Annotated in this window: 18 protein-coding genes and 2 pseudogenes; 13 read left to right on the forward strand and 7 right to left on the reverse strand. The window is 61.0% G+C overall.

The genetic code is table 11. The annotated features are described in order from the left end of the window. Positions 1-28: 28 nt before the first annotated feature. The 7 genes from ROZ37_RS01240 (at position 29) to ROZ37_RS01270 (ending at position 5,113) form a co-directional block, all read left to right on the forward strand. Entirely contained in the window at positions 29-355 is a 327-nt protein-coding gene (locus tag ROZ37_RS01240) for a type II toxin-antitoxin system RelE/ParE family toxin (RefSeq protein WP_312656846.1), read from the forward strand. Next, the gene (locus tag ROZ37_RS01245; protein ID WP_312656848.1) at positions 348-632 is read left to right on the forward strand and encodes a helix-turn-helix transcriptional regulator; all 285 of its coding nucleotides are present in this window, start codon (positions 348-350) and stop codon (positions 630-632) included. The genes ROZ37_RS01240 and ROZ37_RS01245 overlap by 8 nt, the downstream gene beginning before the upstream one ends. 357 nt (positions 633-989) lie before the next feature. Then, positions 990-1,220, forward strand: a complete 231-nt coding sequence (locus ROZ37_RS01250; protein ID WP_312656850.1) for a DNA-binding protein — start codon at positions 990-992, stop codon at positions 1,218-1,220. After that, the gene (locus ROZ37_RS01255) at positions 1,217-1,552 is read left to right on the forward strand and encodes a hypothetical protein (protein WP_312656852.1); all 336 of its coding nucleotides are present in this window, start codon (positions 1,217-1,219) and stop codon (positions 1,550-1,552) included. Before ROZ37_RS01250 ends, ROZ37_RS01255 begins: the two co-directional genes overlap by 4 nt. Continuing rightward, entirely contained in the window at positions 1,549-1,797 is a 249-nt protein-coding gene (locus ROZ37_RS01260) for a hypothetical protein (protein ID WP_312656854.1), read from the forward strand. The genes ROZ37_RS01255 and ROZ37_RS01260 overlap by 4 nt, the downstream gene beginning before the upstream one ends. Then, positions 1,794-2,024 (forward strand): hypothetical protein, encoded by a 231-nt coding sequence (locus ROZ37_RS01265; RefSeq protein ID WP_312656856.1) that lies wholly within the window; start codon positions 1,794-1,796, stop codon positions 2,022-2,024. The genes ROZ37_RS01260 and ROZ37_RS01265 overlap by 4 nt, the downstream gene beginning before the upstream one ends. A gap of 56 nt (positions 2,025-2,080) precedes the next feature. Next, positions 2,081-5,113: a hypothetical protein gene (locus tag ROZ37_RS01270; RefSeq protein ID WP_312656858.1), complete on the forward strand. Its 3,033-nt coding sequence runs from the start codon at positions 2,081-2,083 to the stop codon at positions 5,111-5,113. A gap of 518 nt (positions 5,114-5,631) precedes the next feature. Here the strand turns inward: ROZ37_RS01270 and ROZ37_RS01275 are convergent. Next, positions 5,632-6,033: a hypothetical protein gene (locus ROZ37_RS01275; protein ID WP_312656860.1), complete on the reverse strand. Its 402-nt coding sequence runs from the start codon at positions 6,031-6,033 to the stop codon at positions 5,632-5,634. Positions 6,034-6,506: 473 nt separating this feature from the next. Here ROZ37_RS01275 and ROZ37_RS01280 point away from each other — a divergent pair, with 473 nt between their 5' ends. Beyond that, complete coding sequence (locus tag ROZ37_RS01280) at positions 6,507-7,217, forward strand: SOS response-associated peptidase (protein WP_312656862.1); 711 nt, start codon at positions 6,507-6,509, stop codon at positions 7,215-7,217. A gap of 377 nt (positions 7,218-7,594) precedes the next feature. Here ROZ37_RS01280 and metK read toward each other — a convergent pair whose 3' ends face one another. The 4 genes and pseudogenes from metK to ROZ37_RS01300 all read right to left on the reverse strand — a co-directional run. After that, positions 7,595-8,752, reverse strand: a complete 1,158-nt coding sequence (gene metK / locus ROZ37_RS01285) for a methionine adenosyltransferase (RefSeq protein ID WP_312656863.1) — start codon at positions 8,750-8,752, stop codon at positions 7,595-7,597. A 46-nt stretch (positions 8,753-8,798) separates the two neighbouring features. Then, on the reverse strand, positions 8,799-9,503 hold the full coding sequence (locus ROZ37_RS01290; protein ID WP_312656864.1) for a hypothetical protein: 705 nt from the start codon (positions 9,501-9,503) through the stop codon (positions 8,799-8,801). Position 9,504: 1 nt separating this feature from the next. Continuing rightward, positions 9,505-9,897, reverse strand: a complete 393-nt coding sequence (locus tag ROZ37_RS01295; RefSeq protein ID WP_312656866.1) for a hypothetical protein — start codon at positions 9,895-9,897, stop codon at positions 9,505-9,507. A 666-nt stretch (positions 9,898-10,563) separates the two neighbouring features. Further along, a pseudogene (locus ROZ37_RS01300) lies at positions 10,564-10,787 on the reverse strand (phage integrase N-terminal SAM-like domain-containing protein); the annotation flags it as partial. Between the two features lie 255 nt (positions 10,788-11,042). On the opposite strand from ROZ37_RS01300, the gene ROZ37_RS01305 reads away from it, so the two are divergent. The 5 genes from ROZ37_RS01305 to ROZ37_RS01325 all read left to right on the forward strand — a co-directional run bounded on the left by ROZ37_RS01305 (position 11,043) and on the right by ROZ37_RS01325 (position 15,445). Then, complete coding sequence (locus ROZ37_RS01305; RefSeq protein WP_312656868.1) at positions 11,043-11,759, forward strand: FRG domain-containing protein; 717 nt, start codon at positions 11,043-11,045, stop codon at positions 11,757-11,759. 11 nt (positions 11,760-11,770) lie between these two features. Beyond that, positions 11,771-12,277 carry a YfbU family protein gene (locus ROZ37_RS01310; RefSeq protein WP_312656870.1) on the forward strand — a complete coding sequence of 169 codons (507 nt, stop codon included), beginning with the start codon at positions 11,771-11,773 and terminating at the stop codon, positions 12,275-12,277. Positions 12,278-12,481: 204 nt separating this feature from the next. Beyond that, positions 12,482-13,453, forward strand: a complete 972-nt coding sequence (locus ROZ37_RS01315; protein WP_312656872.1) for a HEPN domain-containing protein — start codon at positions 12,482-12,484, stop codon at positions 13,451-13,453. Between the two features lie 699 nt (positions 13,454-14,152). Next, on the forward strand, positions 14,153-14,407 hold the full coding sequence (locus ROZ37_RS01320; protein WP_312656874.1) for a hypothetical protein: 255 nt from the start codon (positions 14,153-14,155) through the stop codon (positions 14,405-14,407). Positions 14,408-14,575: 168 nt separating this feature from the next. Further along, complete coding sequence (locus ROZ37_RS01325) at positions 14,576-15,445, forward strand: phospholipase D family protein (protein WP_312656876.1); 870 nt, start codon at positions 14,576-14,578, stop codon at positions 15,443-15,445. A 632-nt stretch (positions 15,446-16,077) separates the two neighbouring features. On the opposite strand, the pseudogene ROZ37_RS01330 reads toward ROZ37_RS01325, so the two are convergent. Further along, positions 16,078-16,555 (reverse strand): annotated as a pseudogene (locus ROZ37_RS01330) (ATP-binding protein); the annotation flags it as partial. A gap of 9 nt (positions 16,556-16,564) precedes the next feature. Next, positions 16,565-17,908 carry an IS110 family transposase gene (locus tag ROZ37_RS01335; protein WP_312656877.1) on the reverse strand — a complete coding sequence of 448 codons (1,344 nt, stop codon included), beginning with the start codon at positions 17,906-17,908 and terminating at the stop codon, positions 16,565-16,567. Positions 17,909-18,094 lie beyond the last annotated feature (186 nt).

Here is an 18,094-nt window from a genome sequence, read left to right on the forward strand (position 1 = left end):
CCAACCATCGCAAAAAAGAGATATATTCATGCAATGGACGGTCAAAGCCACACTGGAGGCCGAAGCGGAACTGCTGGCGATGCCCGCCGACACCCAGGCCCGCTATCTGCACATCGCGGAGTTGCTGGAGGAGTTCGGCCCGCACAACGTCGGGCTGCCGCACGTGCGCCCGCTGGAGGGCAAGCTGTGGGAAATGCGGATGACCGGCCGAGACGGGATCGCGCGGGCGGTGTATGTGGCTCGCACGGGCCGGGTGCTGACCGTGCTTCACGTCTTCATCAAGAAGACCCAGAAAACCCCGCGCAAGGCTATCGAGACGGCCCATGCGCGCCTGCGGAGTTTGACCGATGAGTGACCTTGCCAAGCTGAAAGCCCGCGTCCTGGCGAATCCGGACGCCCGCATCGAGTACGAAGCGCAAGCACCCGAGTTCGATATCGCCCGCGAACTCATCGCCGCCCGCGTCCGCGCCGGCTTGTCGCAGGCGGAACTTGCTGAGCGGATGCACACGACGCAATCGACCATCGCCCGATTGGAGAGCGGCCGTTCGCTGCCGTCCATGCGGACCCTGGCGCGCTTCGCAGAGGCGACGGGAAGCCGCGCGGTGGTACGACTGGAACGCGCGGCCGCGTGAGGTGAACTCACATATCGATCAATGGCTTGCGCGCCGCAGACAAGACAGGTAGAGTTCTAGGCACCGGGAGACATCGACATCGCCCGAGTCAGGCCGATACACAACGGGATGCGTGCCCGGTATCGCCCCCCTGATTGCTAGGTCGGATTGAGCGAACGCCACGCAGGAAGTTCGACCGCGATGCCACGGGAGCCCAGTGTTCCCCTCCGCATGCGATGGGCAGACGCCCGTCGTGCGCTGGTACCGTGGCCGAGTATGTGACGGCACAGGCCCCGACGGCGGGCTTACAGCGGACTCACCGGAGTCCGTCCACGCATCGTTGATCCCGATGGCGGACTCCAGAACGGAGCTCCGACCATGTCGCACCCCAAATCCCCCGATCGCGCGCCGCTGCCGGGCCGCAACTACACCACCGCCGAATTTGCCGAGATGCTGCGCATCCAGCAGCGCAGCGTCCGTTCATACCTTTGGCGCCACGGGCACTACGGCGGAATCGTGCCGATCAAGCTCGGCGAGTCGGTCGGATCCCGCCTGCTCTGGCCCGCCGAGCAGGTCGATGCGCTCTTCAAAAAGGAGAGCGCGAAATGACAGCCCGACAGCAACAGATCGAGGCGCTACGCCACGCCATCGCCGTTTACCGGCGCGCGATTACCGAGGGGCGGCACGGTCAGTGCCGGGACTGGCACCTCCGTGTGGCGAACGACGCCGAGCACACGCTCGCGAAACACACCGGCGCGCCCGCGCCCAAGCAAGGCCCGACCTATCACCAGAAACTTAGCCTGACGGACGCGCTGCGCGAGGTCTACCGCGAGCTCGCATTCGTCGCGCACGAAATCGGGTTCTCGCCGCTCCGGGATCGCCAGCGAGCGGCCGAGCTGCTCGGCGTGACCTCCGAGCAATACCGGAGGGTCACGTCATGACGATCACTATCAACCGGCCGCCACAAAAAGAAATGCCCCCGCCGGCGGCTACCGAGCGAGGGGCACAGGTGAGGACAAGTCACAAAGCGAAGATAGCACAAATCGGCGCTGATGGAATTGTTTTCGCCGACGATCTCAGCAATTTTTCGCCTCTTTCGCGCCGGGTCTCGATGGCCGATGTGCTCACCGAGATCGCCGTCGAGGTTGTGCTCGCGCTGCGTTCGACGACCGGGGGTGCGCGATGAGCCGCATCACGCCTCCGCGTCCGGGAGACGCCGCTGCGAACTCGCACCCGGCCGCGTTCCGGGAGCCCATAACGCAGGCCGACGGCGAATGGATCATGACGCATGGTTCTCGTGCGCAGCGCCGGAACGGGCTGCGGCAGCTGAAGGCCCTCGTGCGTCAGGGCGTCTCGGGCGCTGCCGACGTCCTTGCTGACCTGCTCGCCGAGCAGAAAGGGGGCGGGCGATGAACGCACCCCGAATGACCCCACGCCGGAGAGCCGACCACGACTCCATCGAGCGGGGCGTGAAGATCGTGCAGCCGGTGTCGAGCACTCGACCTGCTGCTGCTGCGCAGGCTGCACCGCCTGCCCCGCTTCCGACCGCCATCGAACAACACGCGCCGATTGAGCCGATCGCCGACGCGCAAGAGGACACACGCATCATGAAACCGAACGATCTACCCGCCGGCGTCGCAGTAGCCGTCGCTGAACCGTCGGTCGAATACTGCGGCAACTGCGCTTCGTCGCCGTGCCGCTGCGGCGACGAAACGCCCGCTGCTGCCGAGCCGGCAGCCGAAGCACCGGCCCAATTTGCCAATCCCGTATGTGATGTCGAGGGGCAATGTTTTTGTGGACGCTGCGATCACGACGTCATCACGATCGTCCGTGACGCCGCCGGCAAGCTGGGCAAGAGCTTTCAACTCGGTGAGGACGGGCGCGTCACGAAGAGCGCCGTCGTGCACCTGAGCATGGGGTGCGCCGTCATGCGCCGCGTGCCGGATCATGCAGCCCTGCGCGCGCTGCTCATGGAACTGGGCGACGATCCGCATGCCGCGCTGATCAACGGGGGGTTCCGCGGCATCAAGGTCGGCGAGCCGTTCATGATCTTGTCGGAGCGGAACCTACGCAAGCTGTGCAAGACCGACAGCCGGGATGAGCTCACGGGCGTGCATACGAAGCGCCTCACCGAACCCATGGCCGGTTTTGCTGCCGGAGCGCGCGTCAAGATCGTTGGCCGGCTGAAGGACAATATCGAGCCGTCGTCCTGGCAAATCCTCGACCGCGACGTCGACGAGCACACGCCGCCGCAGTTCGCCGCGCCCGAGTTCGACTGGATCGCGGCCGTCGACCGGATCCTTCCTGGAGTGGCCGCCGCCGAACGGACAATGACCTGCTCGTCGTCGGCGCGAGTATTTCGCGACGCGCAGCCCGTCGGCGCGGGCAACGGGCACACGTGGATCCAGGTCCGCGACCCGAGCGACATCGAGCGCATCCGCGCCGCGGCGATCGTCCGGGCGGCCGAGCACGGCCTCGCCTGGCTGAAGCCCAAGCTCAGCCGTGCTTCGGGAGAGGTGACGGGAAACGCGCTCACGACCGTGTTCGACTCCTCCGTGTGGGACCGGGCGCGTCTCGTGTTCTGCGGCAGGCCGCAGGCGGGCGCGGGGCTCACCGTTGGGCCGCAGGTCGTGGAATCGACCGACGTCGCGCATTCGCCCGAGTGGGGCGCGCACCGGCTCGATACGACGCTCGCGGCTCTGCCGACGACCCCGGAGCGCATCCGTGAAATTACCCGCGCCGCAGGTGTGTCGCTGACGCTCAGGACCGAGAATGGCCGCTTCGTGTTCGACGACTACGAGCAGCTGCGCCTGGCGACCGAGCTCGACATGGTGGACGGCATGATGACCGTCGCGGACCTGATCGAGCTGGGCGCGCCGAAGCTGCGCTGTCAGGCGCCGTTCCGGGCCTCCGACAGCATGGCTGCCTACACGGGAAAATCTGCCGATGGACGCCCGTTCGTGCACGACAGCGGCACGAATACGAACCATTGGCTGTGCAACGACGACTGGGCGCAGGCGTCCGGGATGTTCGACGATTTCGAGGCGGAAGAAAGCGTCGAGGGGCCTGAGGCGGCCGCCTCGGAAGGAAGCGTCAAGGAGCCCGGCGCGGTGCAGCCGGCGGATGTACCGCAACCGGTCGAGCTTCCTCGCGCGGGCGCCGCGGAGGCCATCGACGAACTGCGCACCGAGACGGCGACACAAATCGCAGATGCGCCCGCCGAGGCCTTTCCCGGGCCCTTCCCGGGCGTAATGTCGGATGTGGTAGAGGCCATCCTCGAATCAGCGCCCAAACCCCAGCCCGAGCTCTCGACCCTTGCAGTGCTGATTGCAATGGCCGCCGCGTGCGACGGTTCGCGCTGCCTCCCGAGCGGGGGGCGTCTCAATCTCTACGGGGTGGGCATTGCGCAAACGGGGGCCGGGAAGGAGCATCCCCGGCAGGCCGCTGGAGCACTCGCCGAGGCGTGTGGTGCCCGCTTGATCGGAAAGCCGGCTTCGGGACAAGGGCTGGAGGATGCTCTCACAGAAGGGCCCGGGATGATCGTCGAGCTCGACGAGATCGCCCATGTGCTGGAGGCGCTCTACGGGACAAACAAGCCGCCGCATCTGATCGAGCTGAGCTCGGTGCTTCTGCGCCTCTACTCCGCTTCGAGCACGGTCTACGCGACCCGTGTTCGTGCACAGGCGCGGGGTGTTTCTCAGCATCGGACAGTGGCCAATCCGTGTGTGAACCTGATCGGCTTCGCGACGCCGGAGACCCTCGGGCGAGCCCTCACCTCTGCGAGCATCGAAGACGGGCTGCTCGGCCGGCTGTTGATCGTCCCCGGGCGGCAGGACGTCGCGCCGCGTCGGGTGCGCGCTCGCTTCGAATTGCCGGAGCACGTCACGGGTGTTACACGACTCCTCCGCTCTGACCTGGCAGCCTTCGAGGATGACCCCGAGAGCAGCGGCACAATCAGTGTCACCCCGACGGCGGACGCTCTTCTTGAGGAGCTGCTGCATGCCTTCGACGCCGCGATGAGGCAGTCTTCCGAGGCATTCGCCCGTGCGCTGCTGGTCCGGTCCTATGAGAAATGCGAGCGAATTGCCGGGGTGCTTGCCGTGTTCGATCAGCCGAACGCCCCCGTCGTCGACGTCCGTCATGTGGAGTGGGCCGCCCGGTTCGTGAAAGCGTCCGATCGTGCCACCTTGCGCTTCTGCGCGGATTTCATGCACGGCGGAAAGGTGCAGGCCGCCGCCGCGCTGGTCTTGAAGACTGTCAAGCGCGCGCTGCAAGGGGAATTCACCCCTCAACGCAGGCATGAAATCGAGGCGTTGAAAAACGGAGCGGTGGCTCGTTCGATGGTCTTGCGGGCGACCAAGCTGAGTAAGCGCGAACTCGACGAGGCAATTGAGCATTTAGCGGCCCGCGTAGAACTCGTCGAGTTGGTCGACAGGAAGGCGCAGAAGGACGGGCGCGACGTCAAACGGCACCTCTACTCCCTTCCGTACGCCCATGAGTAACGTGCGCGCCCCGAAAAACGCTCAATCCCAAGCGCAGCAAGGGTTTGAGCGCCATTCACCCCCGTGTTCCGCGTGTTCCCGAGTGTCCGAAAAACGCTCAATCCCAAGCGCAGCAAGGGTTTGAGCGTCATATTTGCGATGTTCCCGGTCCCCCTCATACAACACACACACACACGCAGAGGCAGGATATGTACAAACAAGAAGAGGTGGGGGGGAGAGGGGGTTAGAGAACATATAGAAAATCTCCCTCAATCCCTTGTGGCGTCTGGGGTTGACTGTTCCGGGAACGCACGGGAACAGGGGTGCGAAAAACCCGCCCAATCCCAAGCGCCGCAAGGGATTGTGCGTTCGGGGAACGGATTACGACACACGGTGCCGCATTTCCACGCAGCACCCTGGCTGAGCAAGCACAGATCGGCCCCAGCCGACACACCGTGCCGCACCTCCACGCAGTACGCGTATACTAGGAACCGCTAATGCTTTTTCCCGCGCGCGAGGGCCGGGTGTGGTCATCGAACTTAATGCGGAGAATAGGCGCGGTACCCTCGGTCGTTTAGACACGCCGCGAGGATTCGCTCCCTCGACTCTGTCTCTCCCATCTTCGACAAACCCCCGACCAGCGTTCCCGCCGCTGCAGCACCGGCGACGATGAACGGGATCGCAGGCGGGAAGACTGCGCCAGAGACCGCGGTAGCAACGCCCGCCACCGTCACGCCGCCGGCGGCACCCGCGACGACCGTCGTCCCGGCCGTCGAATCGCTCTTGTCGTAGGTCAGGGCGAGTTGGTGGCACTCGGCCATATCCGTTCGGTACTGCGGCTCACTGGGGATTGAGCGCGGATCAACGACGACCCTCGGAGCACTAGCGCACCCGACCAGGAAGGTTGCCGCGACGGCGACACCCACCAAGCCCAGCTTCATATACGGCTCCGGTATCAGGACAAGCCTACGACGCGACCCGCCATCGACTCGAGTTCGATGCGATTCCGCTCAACACTAGGCGTGTTACTCCACACGTTGATGAATCCGACTTGCTTGTTCGAGCAGGCGCTCCGCGAGGCAGCAGTTCTCGCCAAGTTGCTCCGATTCAGCACCCCCCGCTGCGCTCAGAGCGACGAGACGCGCGAGCCTCGCAGGACGTGGTGTGTCGATTATCGACGTCGAGGCTCAGTTCAGTTAGCTTAGACAGAAGTTTCCCGCCCGCACGAGGGCCTCTGTTCGACCGCATTGAGCAGCGCGCATCGAGCGGCACACCGTGTCGAGACACGTGCGCTCCCCATCCGCTGAAGCACCCGGCGCCCAGCCGACACACAGTGCCGTCGATACGACGTGCCGCGCATGCTTCCTCTCGATCGCCGATACTGAACATCACTCCCCTCAGAATTCTGTGCGACATGTGCGGCCGCTACGCCCTTTACGGCCCCCTCTCCGGGGCCCGACGACAATTCGAGATTTCGCTCGATGAGCAAGAAATCATCCCGCGCAACGCGCCAAATCCGTTCGCCTGGGGGGAGGACCGGTACAACGTCGCTCCGTCGCAGCTCTCCCCGGTTATCCGAACCGTAGGTGACCATCGCGAGATCATCACGGCCCGCTGGGGGTTGCTGCCGCACTGGGTCAAGGAACCCGGCCGGCTCGCTCGGCCGATCAATGCAAAGGTCGAGACGGCCGCTTACAAACCGATGTTCCGTTCCGCGTTTCGCCAGTCCCGTGTGCTGATCCCCGCGAGCGGCTTCTATGAATGGCAACCGTTACGGGGCGGAAAGCAGCCGTACTTCATTCGGCCGATCGGCGGCGAGACGCTGTTCGGCTTCGGCGGTCTCCTCGAGCGCTGGACCGGCCCGGAGGGTGAGGTCCGTACCTTCGCGATCCTGACCACCGCTGCGAATGACATCATGCGACCGATTCACGACCGCATGCCCGTCATCGTCCAGCCGAAGGATTACGCTGCCTGGCTTGACCCACACCTGACCGATGCGGATCTTGTGCGGGAGCTCGCCGACGAGTTTCCGCCGGGACTGATGCGGGCCCATCCCGTGAACCGAGCCATCGGTAATCCTAGATCGCAGGGGCCCCAATTGGTGGAACCGGCCGAGGACATTTAAGGGCCCGACTTCAAAGCTCCTCGCTCCCGCACGAGCGTTTGTTCGGCGCGATCGGACTTCGACGCGTTCCTCGCGATCCTGCACGTTCTCAGGGCCCTGCCATCGCAGGGTATTCCCAAAGCACTGGATCCGCACGAACCGCGACGCGAAGCAATTCTCGGCGCAACCGAAGCAAATGAGGCAGTTGAACTTCGTGCGATGAAGAAGGGCACCCCTACCATGCCCTTCCGGATACGCTGCCGATGGCACTATCGCCGCCAAGCGTTACTGGCGTGCCAACCCACGGTGGCCGATCGATACCGGCAAAGCCGCGACTCAAGCTCCGAGCCTCGCGATACCGCTCATTCACAATCTGAAAATGCACCTGCAAGGGGGAGTCAAGGGACTTGCAGAACGCTCTCCCACGGCAGTTCGATGTCATGTCGGCCGAAATGCCCGTAGACCGCGGTCTTCGCATAAATAGGCCGCTTGAGATCCAGCGACTCGATGATGCCCTTCGGCGTGAGGCGAAAGCGCTCGCGCACCCACCGCTCGATCTCTTGATCGGGAATTGCACCCGTGCCGAAGGTGTCGATCATGAACGACACCGGTTCGACAACCCCAATCGCATAGGCAAGCTGTACGCGGCATCGGTGCGCCAGACCGGCGGCCACGACATTTTTTGCCACGTGACGGGCCATGTAGGCGGCCGAACGATCCACCTTGCTCGGATCCTTTCCCGAGAAAGCACCCCCGCCGTGCGGACAGGCCCCTCCGTACGTATCGACGATGATCTTGCGACCGGTCAAACCGGTGTCGCCCCTTGGTCCGCCGACGGTAAAGCGGCCCGTTGGATTGATGAGGGTCTCGAATCCCTTTGCGCGGAGGATTTCCGGGATTTCAGGTTCGATGATGTGGTGCAGAATCTCGGCACGCAATGCCGGGGTGTCGATGGATTCGGCGTGCTGCGTCGAGAGGACGACCTTTTCGACGGCGACTGGTCGGCCGCCCTCGTAGCGCACCGTCACCTGGCTTTTCGCGTCCGGGTGCAACCAAGGCAGATCGCCGGATTTGCGTAACGTGGCCTGGCGCCGTACGAGCCGGTGCGCCAGGCTGATCGCCAGAGGCATCAGTTCGGGTGTCTCGTCACACGCGTAGCCGAACATCAGCCCCTGGTCGCCCGCGCCGAGCTCTCCGTCGTCGCGATCGACACCTCGGCCGATTTCGCGCGACTGGTGATTGAAGGCGATCTTGATCTCGCAGCGGCGTGGGTCGATTCCGGTAGCGGCATCGCTGTAGCCGATTTCGGTGAGTGTTTGGCGCACGATGCTTTCGGCTGCGGCTTCGATGTCGCGGAAGATCACCTCGTCGCGTGTCTTGAACTCGCCGGCGACGAGCACGAACTGGTCGGCAAGCACGGTTTCGCAGGCGACCCTGGCGTCCGGATCACGGGCGAGGAAGGCATCGAGGATACGATCGGATATCTGGTCGGCGACCTTGTCGGGGTGGCCTTCGGAGACGGATTCGGAGGTAAAGAGGTAGTTTCGCTGGCTCATGAGGTGCTCATATGAGGTTGTTCGGGCTGTCGCCACCGCGTGGGGTTCAGACGCGGGGCTTGCCGTCGTATCGGACGAAATCCTCGCCCTCGTAGACGAAGCGGATCGACCTGCCGCGTTCGGCAGCAATGCGGTTCGCCTCCTCCACGGGAGTGTGAAGTTCGGCTGCGAAGTAGCTGCTACCCGGACACTGGCCTTCGATCACTGCGATCCCCAGTTCATCCATCAGCTCGGAATCCTCGCGCAGGAAATGGTCGTAGGCCGCGCCTTGCGCATCGCCCGTCTTGTAGTAGTCCTCCCACTCCTGACAGCGGTCAGGCGCGTCCGACAGCCAGTCGTCGATGATCCCCTCGATCGCGCTCCAGTTCCTTCCATCGGCCATAAACCACTCGAGCCAGCTATCCTCGACCAACTCCTCAATGGCCGTGTCGTCGAGTAGGGGATTTTGCTCTCGCAAGTGGTCCCGGTAGATCTCCTGAATGGGCTCGTACATGGCGGCGTGACTCTCGACGATGGAAGCATCCACGTCCCCGACGTTGCTATAGCCATGCGCGTCATAGCGCGTTTGCGGCTCCTCAAAGTTGGCGTACGAAAGGGTGCCAAATTCGCTCACCTGGAAGAGATCCAGAGTGCGTACAGCTTCAATCCATAGTGAATCGATCTCGTCCTGGGAGGCGGCGGCCAGATCGACGGGCAGGGCGATTGACGCTCCCAAGGATGCAAAAATCTTGAGAAAAGTCCGGCGGTCCATCTCAGTTGCTCCGCCCGAAGAAGAACAGCCAGTCGTTGATGTCGAGTTGCTGCATCTGCCCCGCTTGGGCGCGAAGGAACTGCTGCCAGCCGTCGTATTCGTCGCGCCGCGCAGTATGCCACTCGAGCTTCTCGAGGCATTCCTCGAGGTCCTTCTGAAGATCGTTGCGGACCATGACCTGCGCGCTGCGGTGCCAGTCACGCGCCTTGGGGTTGGCGTAGCCCGTAGAGATCTTCTCATCGACCTCTAGCCCTTCGGCCCGGATAGTGTCCATCACCGCCTTGCGCTTCCCCTGCCAAAAGGCAAGGCGCTCGCCGTGGAAGTGCAGTTTGACGAGCGCGGCCTCGGCCAGTTGGTCGGTGGTGTAGTCGAATTTCCAGTTTTCGCGAAGCATTTCGGCTTCTCCTCTTTAGCGGCTTCGCCGAAGTGGCAGGGGCCGCAATCCGGACCAAATCCCCCTCGCCCGTGAGGTGGGCGAATCCATTATTCGAAACAGCGCGCTCGCAACGTGAGCTCACCCCTCCTTCAGCCCGACGAGGGCCCCTGGGGACAGCGTGATCGATCTAGAGCAATGGGATCATCGTCGTCTCCCTGATATGGGAGGCGCCCTGTTTAGCGGTATGCATTTAACGTCCCCCGCAAGTGGGGCAAAATCGGGGACGGAATCGCCGTTGCAGCTACGGTCTCACTTTAACGCGGCACCTGCGTTCGTAGGAGAAATTCCCCGCAAATCTGGACCGACCCGCAGCTGCGCGTTCGGAATAAGGTTCATCGACAAGCAATAAATCGTGGCGAAGACCAATGATGGCTTGTCCGCGGGCAACAGGCGGCAAAAACCGGGCCACAACCGGCCGTTGGTGATGCGCTCAGAATTTCCCTCGCCAGCTGCGCTTGGATGACCGGTTTCGGCGACTAGCTTGAACCCCGCTTTGGCGCGACCCGGCCAGGAGCAGACACAGGGAGCAGTTCCCGAAACCGGCCGTTTGAAGCGGCGCCGATGGCTTTCCGGCAGGGGTAGTGAATCCCGGATTGACTTGCGTCGATCTACCTTTGGCTACCACAGTACCTTGCCGTAGAGGAACAGCAAGGCTGCCAATGCCTGACGGTGCGTGGATGCCGAAACCTTGCGTTCGTTCACCAGCCAAGACAGAAATGCTTCGACTTCGCTGCCGCCCACGGTTGCCGGTGACGTACGCCATGGAAACGGATGAACGCACGAACCCAGTGGACATACGAGTGCTCGGTTCGTAAGCTGTAATGCAAGTAGCGTATGTGTTCTCGCATTTGGTCCAGAACCTCGATTGAACGCAGCGGTGGCAACGGTGCAGTGCTGGTTTCATGGCATGGCTTCCAGCCGCCCCTTTGTTTCGCCAACACCGAGGTCAAGCTTCAAGCGGATGAGGTGAGCATCAAAATACGTCGTTTCTGCAATCACACGCAGAAGAATGCAGCTACGTGTCCGTCAACTCCGACGTTAGGCCGACACAGACAGAGCCGTGAGTCGGCTAGGCTATTAAAGAATAAGGATGATGAGAAGCGATGTCCGCTTGGACCGATTTTCTGGATGAAGTGAGGGCAGCTGAGCGTGATCTAGGTAGTCCACTCGAGCCGTGGTACAGGGGACACACGAACCACACGTGGGACCTCGTTCCCAGCCTTCCTCGTGAGACAAACTGGGAAGCAAAGGAGAAAACGCTCTTCTTGGAGTTCAGCCGAACGGCCTCTCGCCTGTTCGAGAAGAGGACGAGCGACTGGGAAACCCTGTTCGACATGCAGCACTATTGGGTGCCCACACGCTTACTTGACTGGACGACCGTAATGGGCGTGGCGATCGCATTCATTCTCCACGGCGACTACACCGACACCCAAGACAGCGCACTCTTTGTTCTGGATCCTGTTGCCCTCAATCGCCTGAGCGGACGGGACGACGTCATCAATGTCCCTGACGACAAGTCATTCGATTACAAGACCATTTACTTCGAAAGGCGCCCCTTTCAGGTTGAGCGCCCGCTTTCCATCAGACCTTCTCAACAGATCAGCGACCGGTTGCGGGCGCAAAAGGGAACCTTCACTGTCTACGGTACTGCCGCGGCCACTTTTGAAGTAGCTGCCACGGCTTGCTATCGCAAGGTCATTCTGCGGGCGGCGGCAAAACCAGAGGCGCGGGAGTTCTTGCGATGGGCCAACCTCGATGAATACACCATTTATCCTGATATCGTTGGAATGGCTCAACACATCAAACGAAAAATTCTTTGAGGTCGACCTGTATGGAGATTACTAAGCGCGATCGACTGATTCTCATCAATCAGTACAGAATCTTGGCAAGCCTGAACAAGAACGAGGCGGATCACTACGAAGAACTGATCAGCATCCTGGAAAACGGGTACGCGATCTTCTATTCGCAGCTGGATGAATGGATTTCGGACGAAATGCCGGAAGAAGAAGGACGGTTTGTGCTTGAGGTCTTGGATCTGTACAGGGCCGTTGAAGACGTTAAGCGTGCGTCCAAGGACAGCCGCCTTCTCGCCCATCACTATGCCTTTTTCCGAGGGTTCGACGGCAACAATGAAACGGAGTATATGAGCTTCTGCCGCTTCCTCATCGAGAAACAGGGGAAGTTCCAAGAGCAAAAGCAGTACTTGCTAAAGAACGACAATTTGAACAGCCACATGCCGATGATCGAGAAGTACAGGCGAATGCTCGACGAGGCTAAGAACCTCCCCAGCAAGTGGAGCATGAGCGCTGACGAAGCTCTCAGGGTACTGGATGCCTAGTAGCGGGAGCATCTACCGACACGCGCACGCAAGGTGCTTGGTCGCGCGGCGCACCGCGTCCAGCGGGCTGACGGGTTTGACACGGACACGCAACGGACACATAGCCGTATTGCGTCGCGAGCCATTCGCGGAAACATACGTATCTGCGGTCCAATGCAGCTGCGTGTCGGTCAACCCGGACGTTAGGCCGCATAGGGCACGTCAATGAGATTTACATACGCCACCGCCCTCGTTGATTTCGACATCATTGGCAAGATGCGAGCACCTCTTGAGATCAAGGCTGGAGTGTTTCTGACGAACAACTCGGAGCACCTGACGCGGTTCGTTAGTCCCAGCTACTTGTTGTATATTGGTCATCTTGAAGCCGCGCCACTGACGAATGGAAGCCCGATTCTGTTCAAGATAGACGAGGTTCAATCACATGAAGACTCGCATGTGGAAGTCATAAATTTTCTTCGCGAGGTCCAAGGTTTCTTGACGGCCACGTGGCTAAAGACCGACAACAACGTCAATTGCGAGTTGGCGTTTGCTTTCGGCCAAGACCTTGAGTATCTCCATAGTAACTCTCTCGCTCTGCAGTACAGTCATCACACGGGGAAGCGCCAGCGTCTGCAGGTGTTACATGAGGAGCTTCTGGAACTCGCTGAATTCCATCGGCAGTTCTTTGCGGGCATTAAAGAGCAGGATCGCCCGGCACACACAGCCTTCCGAAGGGCGCAATCCCGCATTGATCGGGGGATACTCTTTCTCCAACAGGCTCGCGCCGCCGATGATCTAGGGCAGAAGATTGCAAACTACTGCTCGTTCTTTGAAGCTGTGCTAAGTACGTCTTCGGCTGAACTATCCCACCAGCTCTCAGAGCGGGTGGCGTTCTTCACCTTCGATTCTCCGGAGCAGAGGCTCCGCACGTTCCGAGAGGTCAAGAAGGCGTATTCGGTGCGCTCGAAAATTGTCCATGGCGATGCGCTGTCGGATAGTGCGATTTCGGGGTTGGTTGACGTGGCGGGAGTTTGCGACGGAATCTCCAGAGCCATGATGCTCAGAGTCCTACAACATTCGGATCTCCTAGATCTCTTAAAGAGGGGTTCCAATGACTCACTGGATGTCCTGATGCTCGAACTCATCTTTGGTCTGAAGCAAACAAGCTATGCCGGGAACGGCGGAGGTGCTGCCTAGCATGTTGATCGACGCGGACGTCCTATCGGCTGGCTTTCGCCGGCCTACTGTTCGCCGGTCATCTTTACGTTGAGTGACCGCTTCCCGCCACCACCGATGGCTGCATTGGGTCGAGCCCGGCCGGTTGGAGGCGGATAGAGCAGCCGTTCGAACGACGTTATGGACCAACGGCATCTCGCGGTACAGGACGAACCGGAAGTGCCGGCCAGAAGCAGACGTCGAAGTGGTGAGCTGAAAGCAGACATCCGCACAGGACGGTCGTTTGCTGATCGGCTAGTGCGCCGCTTTTCTCGGATTTTTAGTAGTGCAGGCTTGGCGCTCGATGACCGCCAACCTCTTTGCCGACAAAGGGATGGGGCGGCATGGCGATTCTGAGTTAGGTAGACATGAGAGAAGTTACTGCGCAAAACTATTCCCTGCATCTAAATTAGACTGCGAGATACGCCGTGACGCACGAAAAGTTGATGTTCAATTGCGACGTATGTGGCCGCTCGTACCAGCACGGGTCGCACCGGTACGAGGGGCACAGGCTCGACTTGTACGGAGGCATCTTCTGCTGCGATATATGTTGGCAGTCGAACTGGGACGGTTGGGCGCCGCACTTGGAAGCTCGATTGATCGAGCACCTTCAAGCAATGGGATTACCGATACCGGCTCGCAATGCTAAGGGCTGGCTGCCGCTGAACTAGAGGAGAGTTCATGGCTTCAAGAACTGAGCTTCAGGAATGGGTCATCGAGGCGCTCACTGCAAAAGGAGGCGCTGCGAGCATCGTTGAAGTGGCTAAGCACATATGGCAGCACCACGAGTCCGAGCTCAAAGCGTCCGGTGATCTCTTCTACACCTGGCAGTACGACATGCGCTGGGCGTGCACGAAACTGAGGGAGCGCAAAATAGTTCAGGCCGCGGAGTCGTCGGACCGTGGCGAGTGGCGGCTGAAACCTCAGTTCGCGTAGTCCATGCAATCGGGTGCTTTCGGCTGGTCGCGCACGCGGTCTAATAGATCGTTCGACGCGGACACGCAGCGGCATTGCGGCGTGAAGCGGGCTGGTGAGCGTACGCCTCGCGGTGCAATGCCCCTACATGCCGGTCAACTCCGACGTTAAGTCGCACAGGAGACCGCAATGTTTCTCGGGTCCAAAGACGCAGTGCTCGCGATGCTCCATCGTTTCACCGAATCACAGCCGGCCAACCAGCCTCTACGCATAGCAGTCGCGTTTTGGGGTAGCGGCGCGGAGCGGATTGTGAGCCGTGAGAAGCAGTACCAAATCATCTGCAATCTTCTCAGCGGCGGTACGAATCCTGAGGTGATTAGAGTCTTGCGTGCAATGCCAAACGTCGAGATTCGCCACCTTACGGAACTCCACGCCAAAGTCGTTCTCGCTAGTACCGGTGCGATTGTTGGCTCCTCCAACTTCTCCGCTGACGGTCTCGGCTTTGGGGATGCTCCCCGCCTAGGTTGGCTTGAGGCAGCAGCCGTAATTGAAGCTGCTGACGTGGAGCGCTGGTTCGAGAGGCATTGGAGGGCGTCGGCGGACATATCCGATGAAGCGCTCGCTCGGGCTGCGGAGGTATGGGCGAATCGTGCCGCACAGCGGCTTGGTGAAGTCGCCTCCTCGATGCCAAGTGAGCCTGTGCCGCAGCTATCCGAGTTTGAACTTTTCAAAGCCGCGATTACCGGCGGAAATCGAATACGCATGGCAGCCAAGCCTATAGAACAAATCTACTTTCGCGAGATTGAGCCTGAAACCAAACGCAGTGTTTGGAACCCGGCGTACGCCTCGAGCCTCCTCTGGACTACTGCGGGGAATCGCATTCGCACGAAGATTGATGACTGCCCCTGCTTTGAGCGTCCCTCGGACGTATTGACCCGAGCCAAGTATCCAAAGACGATCGAGAAGGTGCACAGATTCTTGAGCGTGCTATCGAGGCATCCGGGCGTTTCGCCTGCAATTCGCTATTGGGCAAACGAGTACTTGCGCAGTGCGACCTAACCCCTCCATTGAGCGGACTGCTTCCAGCGCGCTTCAGCCGCCGCTCATGTTGAACCTTAAACGTCCGCTTTCATTAGGAATATAGGTCGGCTTTGGGTCGCCTCCACTCAGTCACTAATGGCAGCTTCCGGAAAGCGAAACTTCAATGGCAGCTTTCCGGCAATGAGCTCGAAAAAATGGCTGTCGTGTCCCGACCCCAAGCCGCCATCCGGGTTTCCCTGGAGCAGCCGTTCGGGCAGGCTGGGCTTCCGTGAGTTTCGCTACTAGGAAGCTGCCGTTCGTGATCTCACGCACCCGGCCAGAACCGAACAATCGCCCCGCGGTCTCCAAACCGTCGTTCACCGCCTCATTGAATCGCCCCGGATTTCGCGGAGGCTCCAACTCTTGAGAAGATGGAGCTATGAAGACGACATCAGCGAAGTTCTCCCCCGAGTGTCGGCGCGCATCCAAAATTACCCAGCCGTGCGCGTTGAATTTTACCCAGGGGCTTTAGCCACGCGTCAGTGCGTGGACTGTTTTTCAGTGTAGCCCAACGGATCGGATTCCGGTTCCGCGGATCGGTCTGTCAGAGTGCGCAGAGGGAACCCGCGCACGGCGTAGCCCGGAGCGGGTTCCCTCTGCGCGGCGCCCGCTCAGAAGGGCTCGTCCCCTGTCACGGCGGTCTTCCCGCGTTTGGTTTGCTCGCGCGCCGCGATGCGCGACTTCGCGTCAGCCGAGCTTTGGCGGAAACGGTAGGACTCGTTGCCGGTCTCGACGATGTGGCAGTGGTGCGTGATCCGGTCGAAGCAGTGCCGTGGTCATCTTTGCGTCGCCGAACACGGTTGCCCATTCGCCGAAGGTCAGGTTGGTCGTGATCATCACGCTGGTGTGCTCGTAGAGCTTGGAGAGCAGGTGGAAGAGCAAGGCCCCGCCCGACTGGCTGAAGGGGAGATATCCGAGCTCGTCGAGAATCACCAAATCCATGCGCAGCAAGGAGAAGGCGAGTCGGCCGGCCTTGCCGGCGGCCTTCTGTTCGAGCAGATTCACGAGATCGACGGTGGAATAGAAGCGCACGCGCTTGCTGTGGCCGGTGATCCCGGAAACGCCGATCGCCGTCGCGAGGTGATCTCGTACCGACTGTCAAGCCGGACAAGGAGCGATTTCAGCTTGGCGACGTCGAGCTCGTCGGATTTCCTCCGGAACACTGAATTGGTCACGGACGATTTGTTTGGCCTCGGCGACGCTGACTTCCCGGCCGTCCGGCGCACGAAGAATGTAGCGCTGTCCGGTCTTCATCGTCTTGTAGATCCGGTTAACGAGCCGCGTTGCGACGGCGCAAATCGCCTGCTTGTGGTGATGACCTTTCTTGACCATCAGCCGCCAGTACACAGCGGCCAAGTCGGGATCGATTTTGCGGGCGGTGTCAGCGGCCAGAAACAGCGCGCGCTTGATACGGTCGCTGCCGCTCTTGGTGATCCGCTGTCCGGGACGTTCGATTCCGCCGGAGGAATTCTTCGTCGGGAACAGTCCGCAGAAACCTCGAATCTGGCGCTCGTTGCGGAACCGTTCAGTGCGGGCGATCACGCCGGCCAGCAACGGTGCCAGGGTAATGCCGATGCCCGGGATTGAACGCAAAGCATTCGATGGATGGACCTGTTCGTAGAGAAGCTCACTCCGCTTCTCCAATTCGGCAATGTTCTGGCTGAGCAACCTCACCATCTCCACTTCCTGGCGAACCTCGAACTGTAGTGCCTGGAAGTCGAGCCGGTCAGCATGCAGGGCGATCGTCCTACGTGCCGTCTCCTTCAGCGACTCCACAAGTTCCTCAACAAAGGGACCACTATGTGGGTGATTGCCGGAGGCATTGTCGGCGATGAAGCGCGCCAAAGTATCCCGGCGCGTCTTGAGCACGCGGTGTGGATCGAACAAGTCGGCTAGGATCGCCAGCGTCAATCGCGTCGTCGTGTCGGGCAGAACCGGCTCGAGCTCGGGGCATGCCCAACGAATCAGATCGAGGATTCGACGGCGCGACGAGCAGATGAGCTCCTGGTAACGGTGACGTTGCTTGGTCAGGCGTTGGAGCGCATGGTGCTGAGGCGACGGGACATGCACGGGATCCAACGATCGGCAGCCGAAGCTCGGGAGCGCGCCCAACACGTGAGCGTCGGCCAGATCAGTCTTCGCGTGCTCGCTCAAATATTGGCGAAGGGCCTTAACCCGTTGCCCTTTGACGCGAATGACCCGAACCCCCGCTCGCTCTAGCCAAGAGGCGACGGGAAACCACGCCATCCCCGTTGGCTCCATGACGGCGACAATCGGAACGCCAACTGGAATATCGCGCACGACAGCATCAACGAACTGCTTAAGGTCATCGGCCGTCAGCCGAAATCGTAGCGGTTTACCCACTGGCACGCCGTCGTCGAAGATCTGAGCAACCTGGACGGCACTGATGGCCAGGTCGATTCCCACGGTGCGTCGTTGCATCGCTTCCTCCCTCTCTGGTGGATTGGGCTCGATGCCGGGGCAGCACTTCCAGGTGTTTGATTCGTGGCCGCCTGTTGCGCCACTATCTCGTTACTCTTGCCTGCGCCAGCTCGGCCACGCAACCGTCGGCTTCACATCGTCGGGACGAACTCGCGAGGCTCTCCCACGTTCTTGATTGGCGGCATG

The sequence above is a fragment of the Aromatoleum sp. genome (genome assembly GCF_032027225.1).
GTDB lineage: Bacteria > Pseudomonadota > Gammaproteobacteria > Burkholderiales > Rhodocyclaceae > Aromatoleum.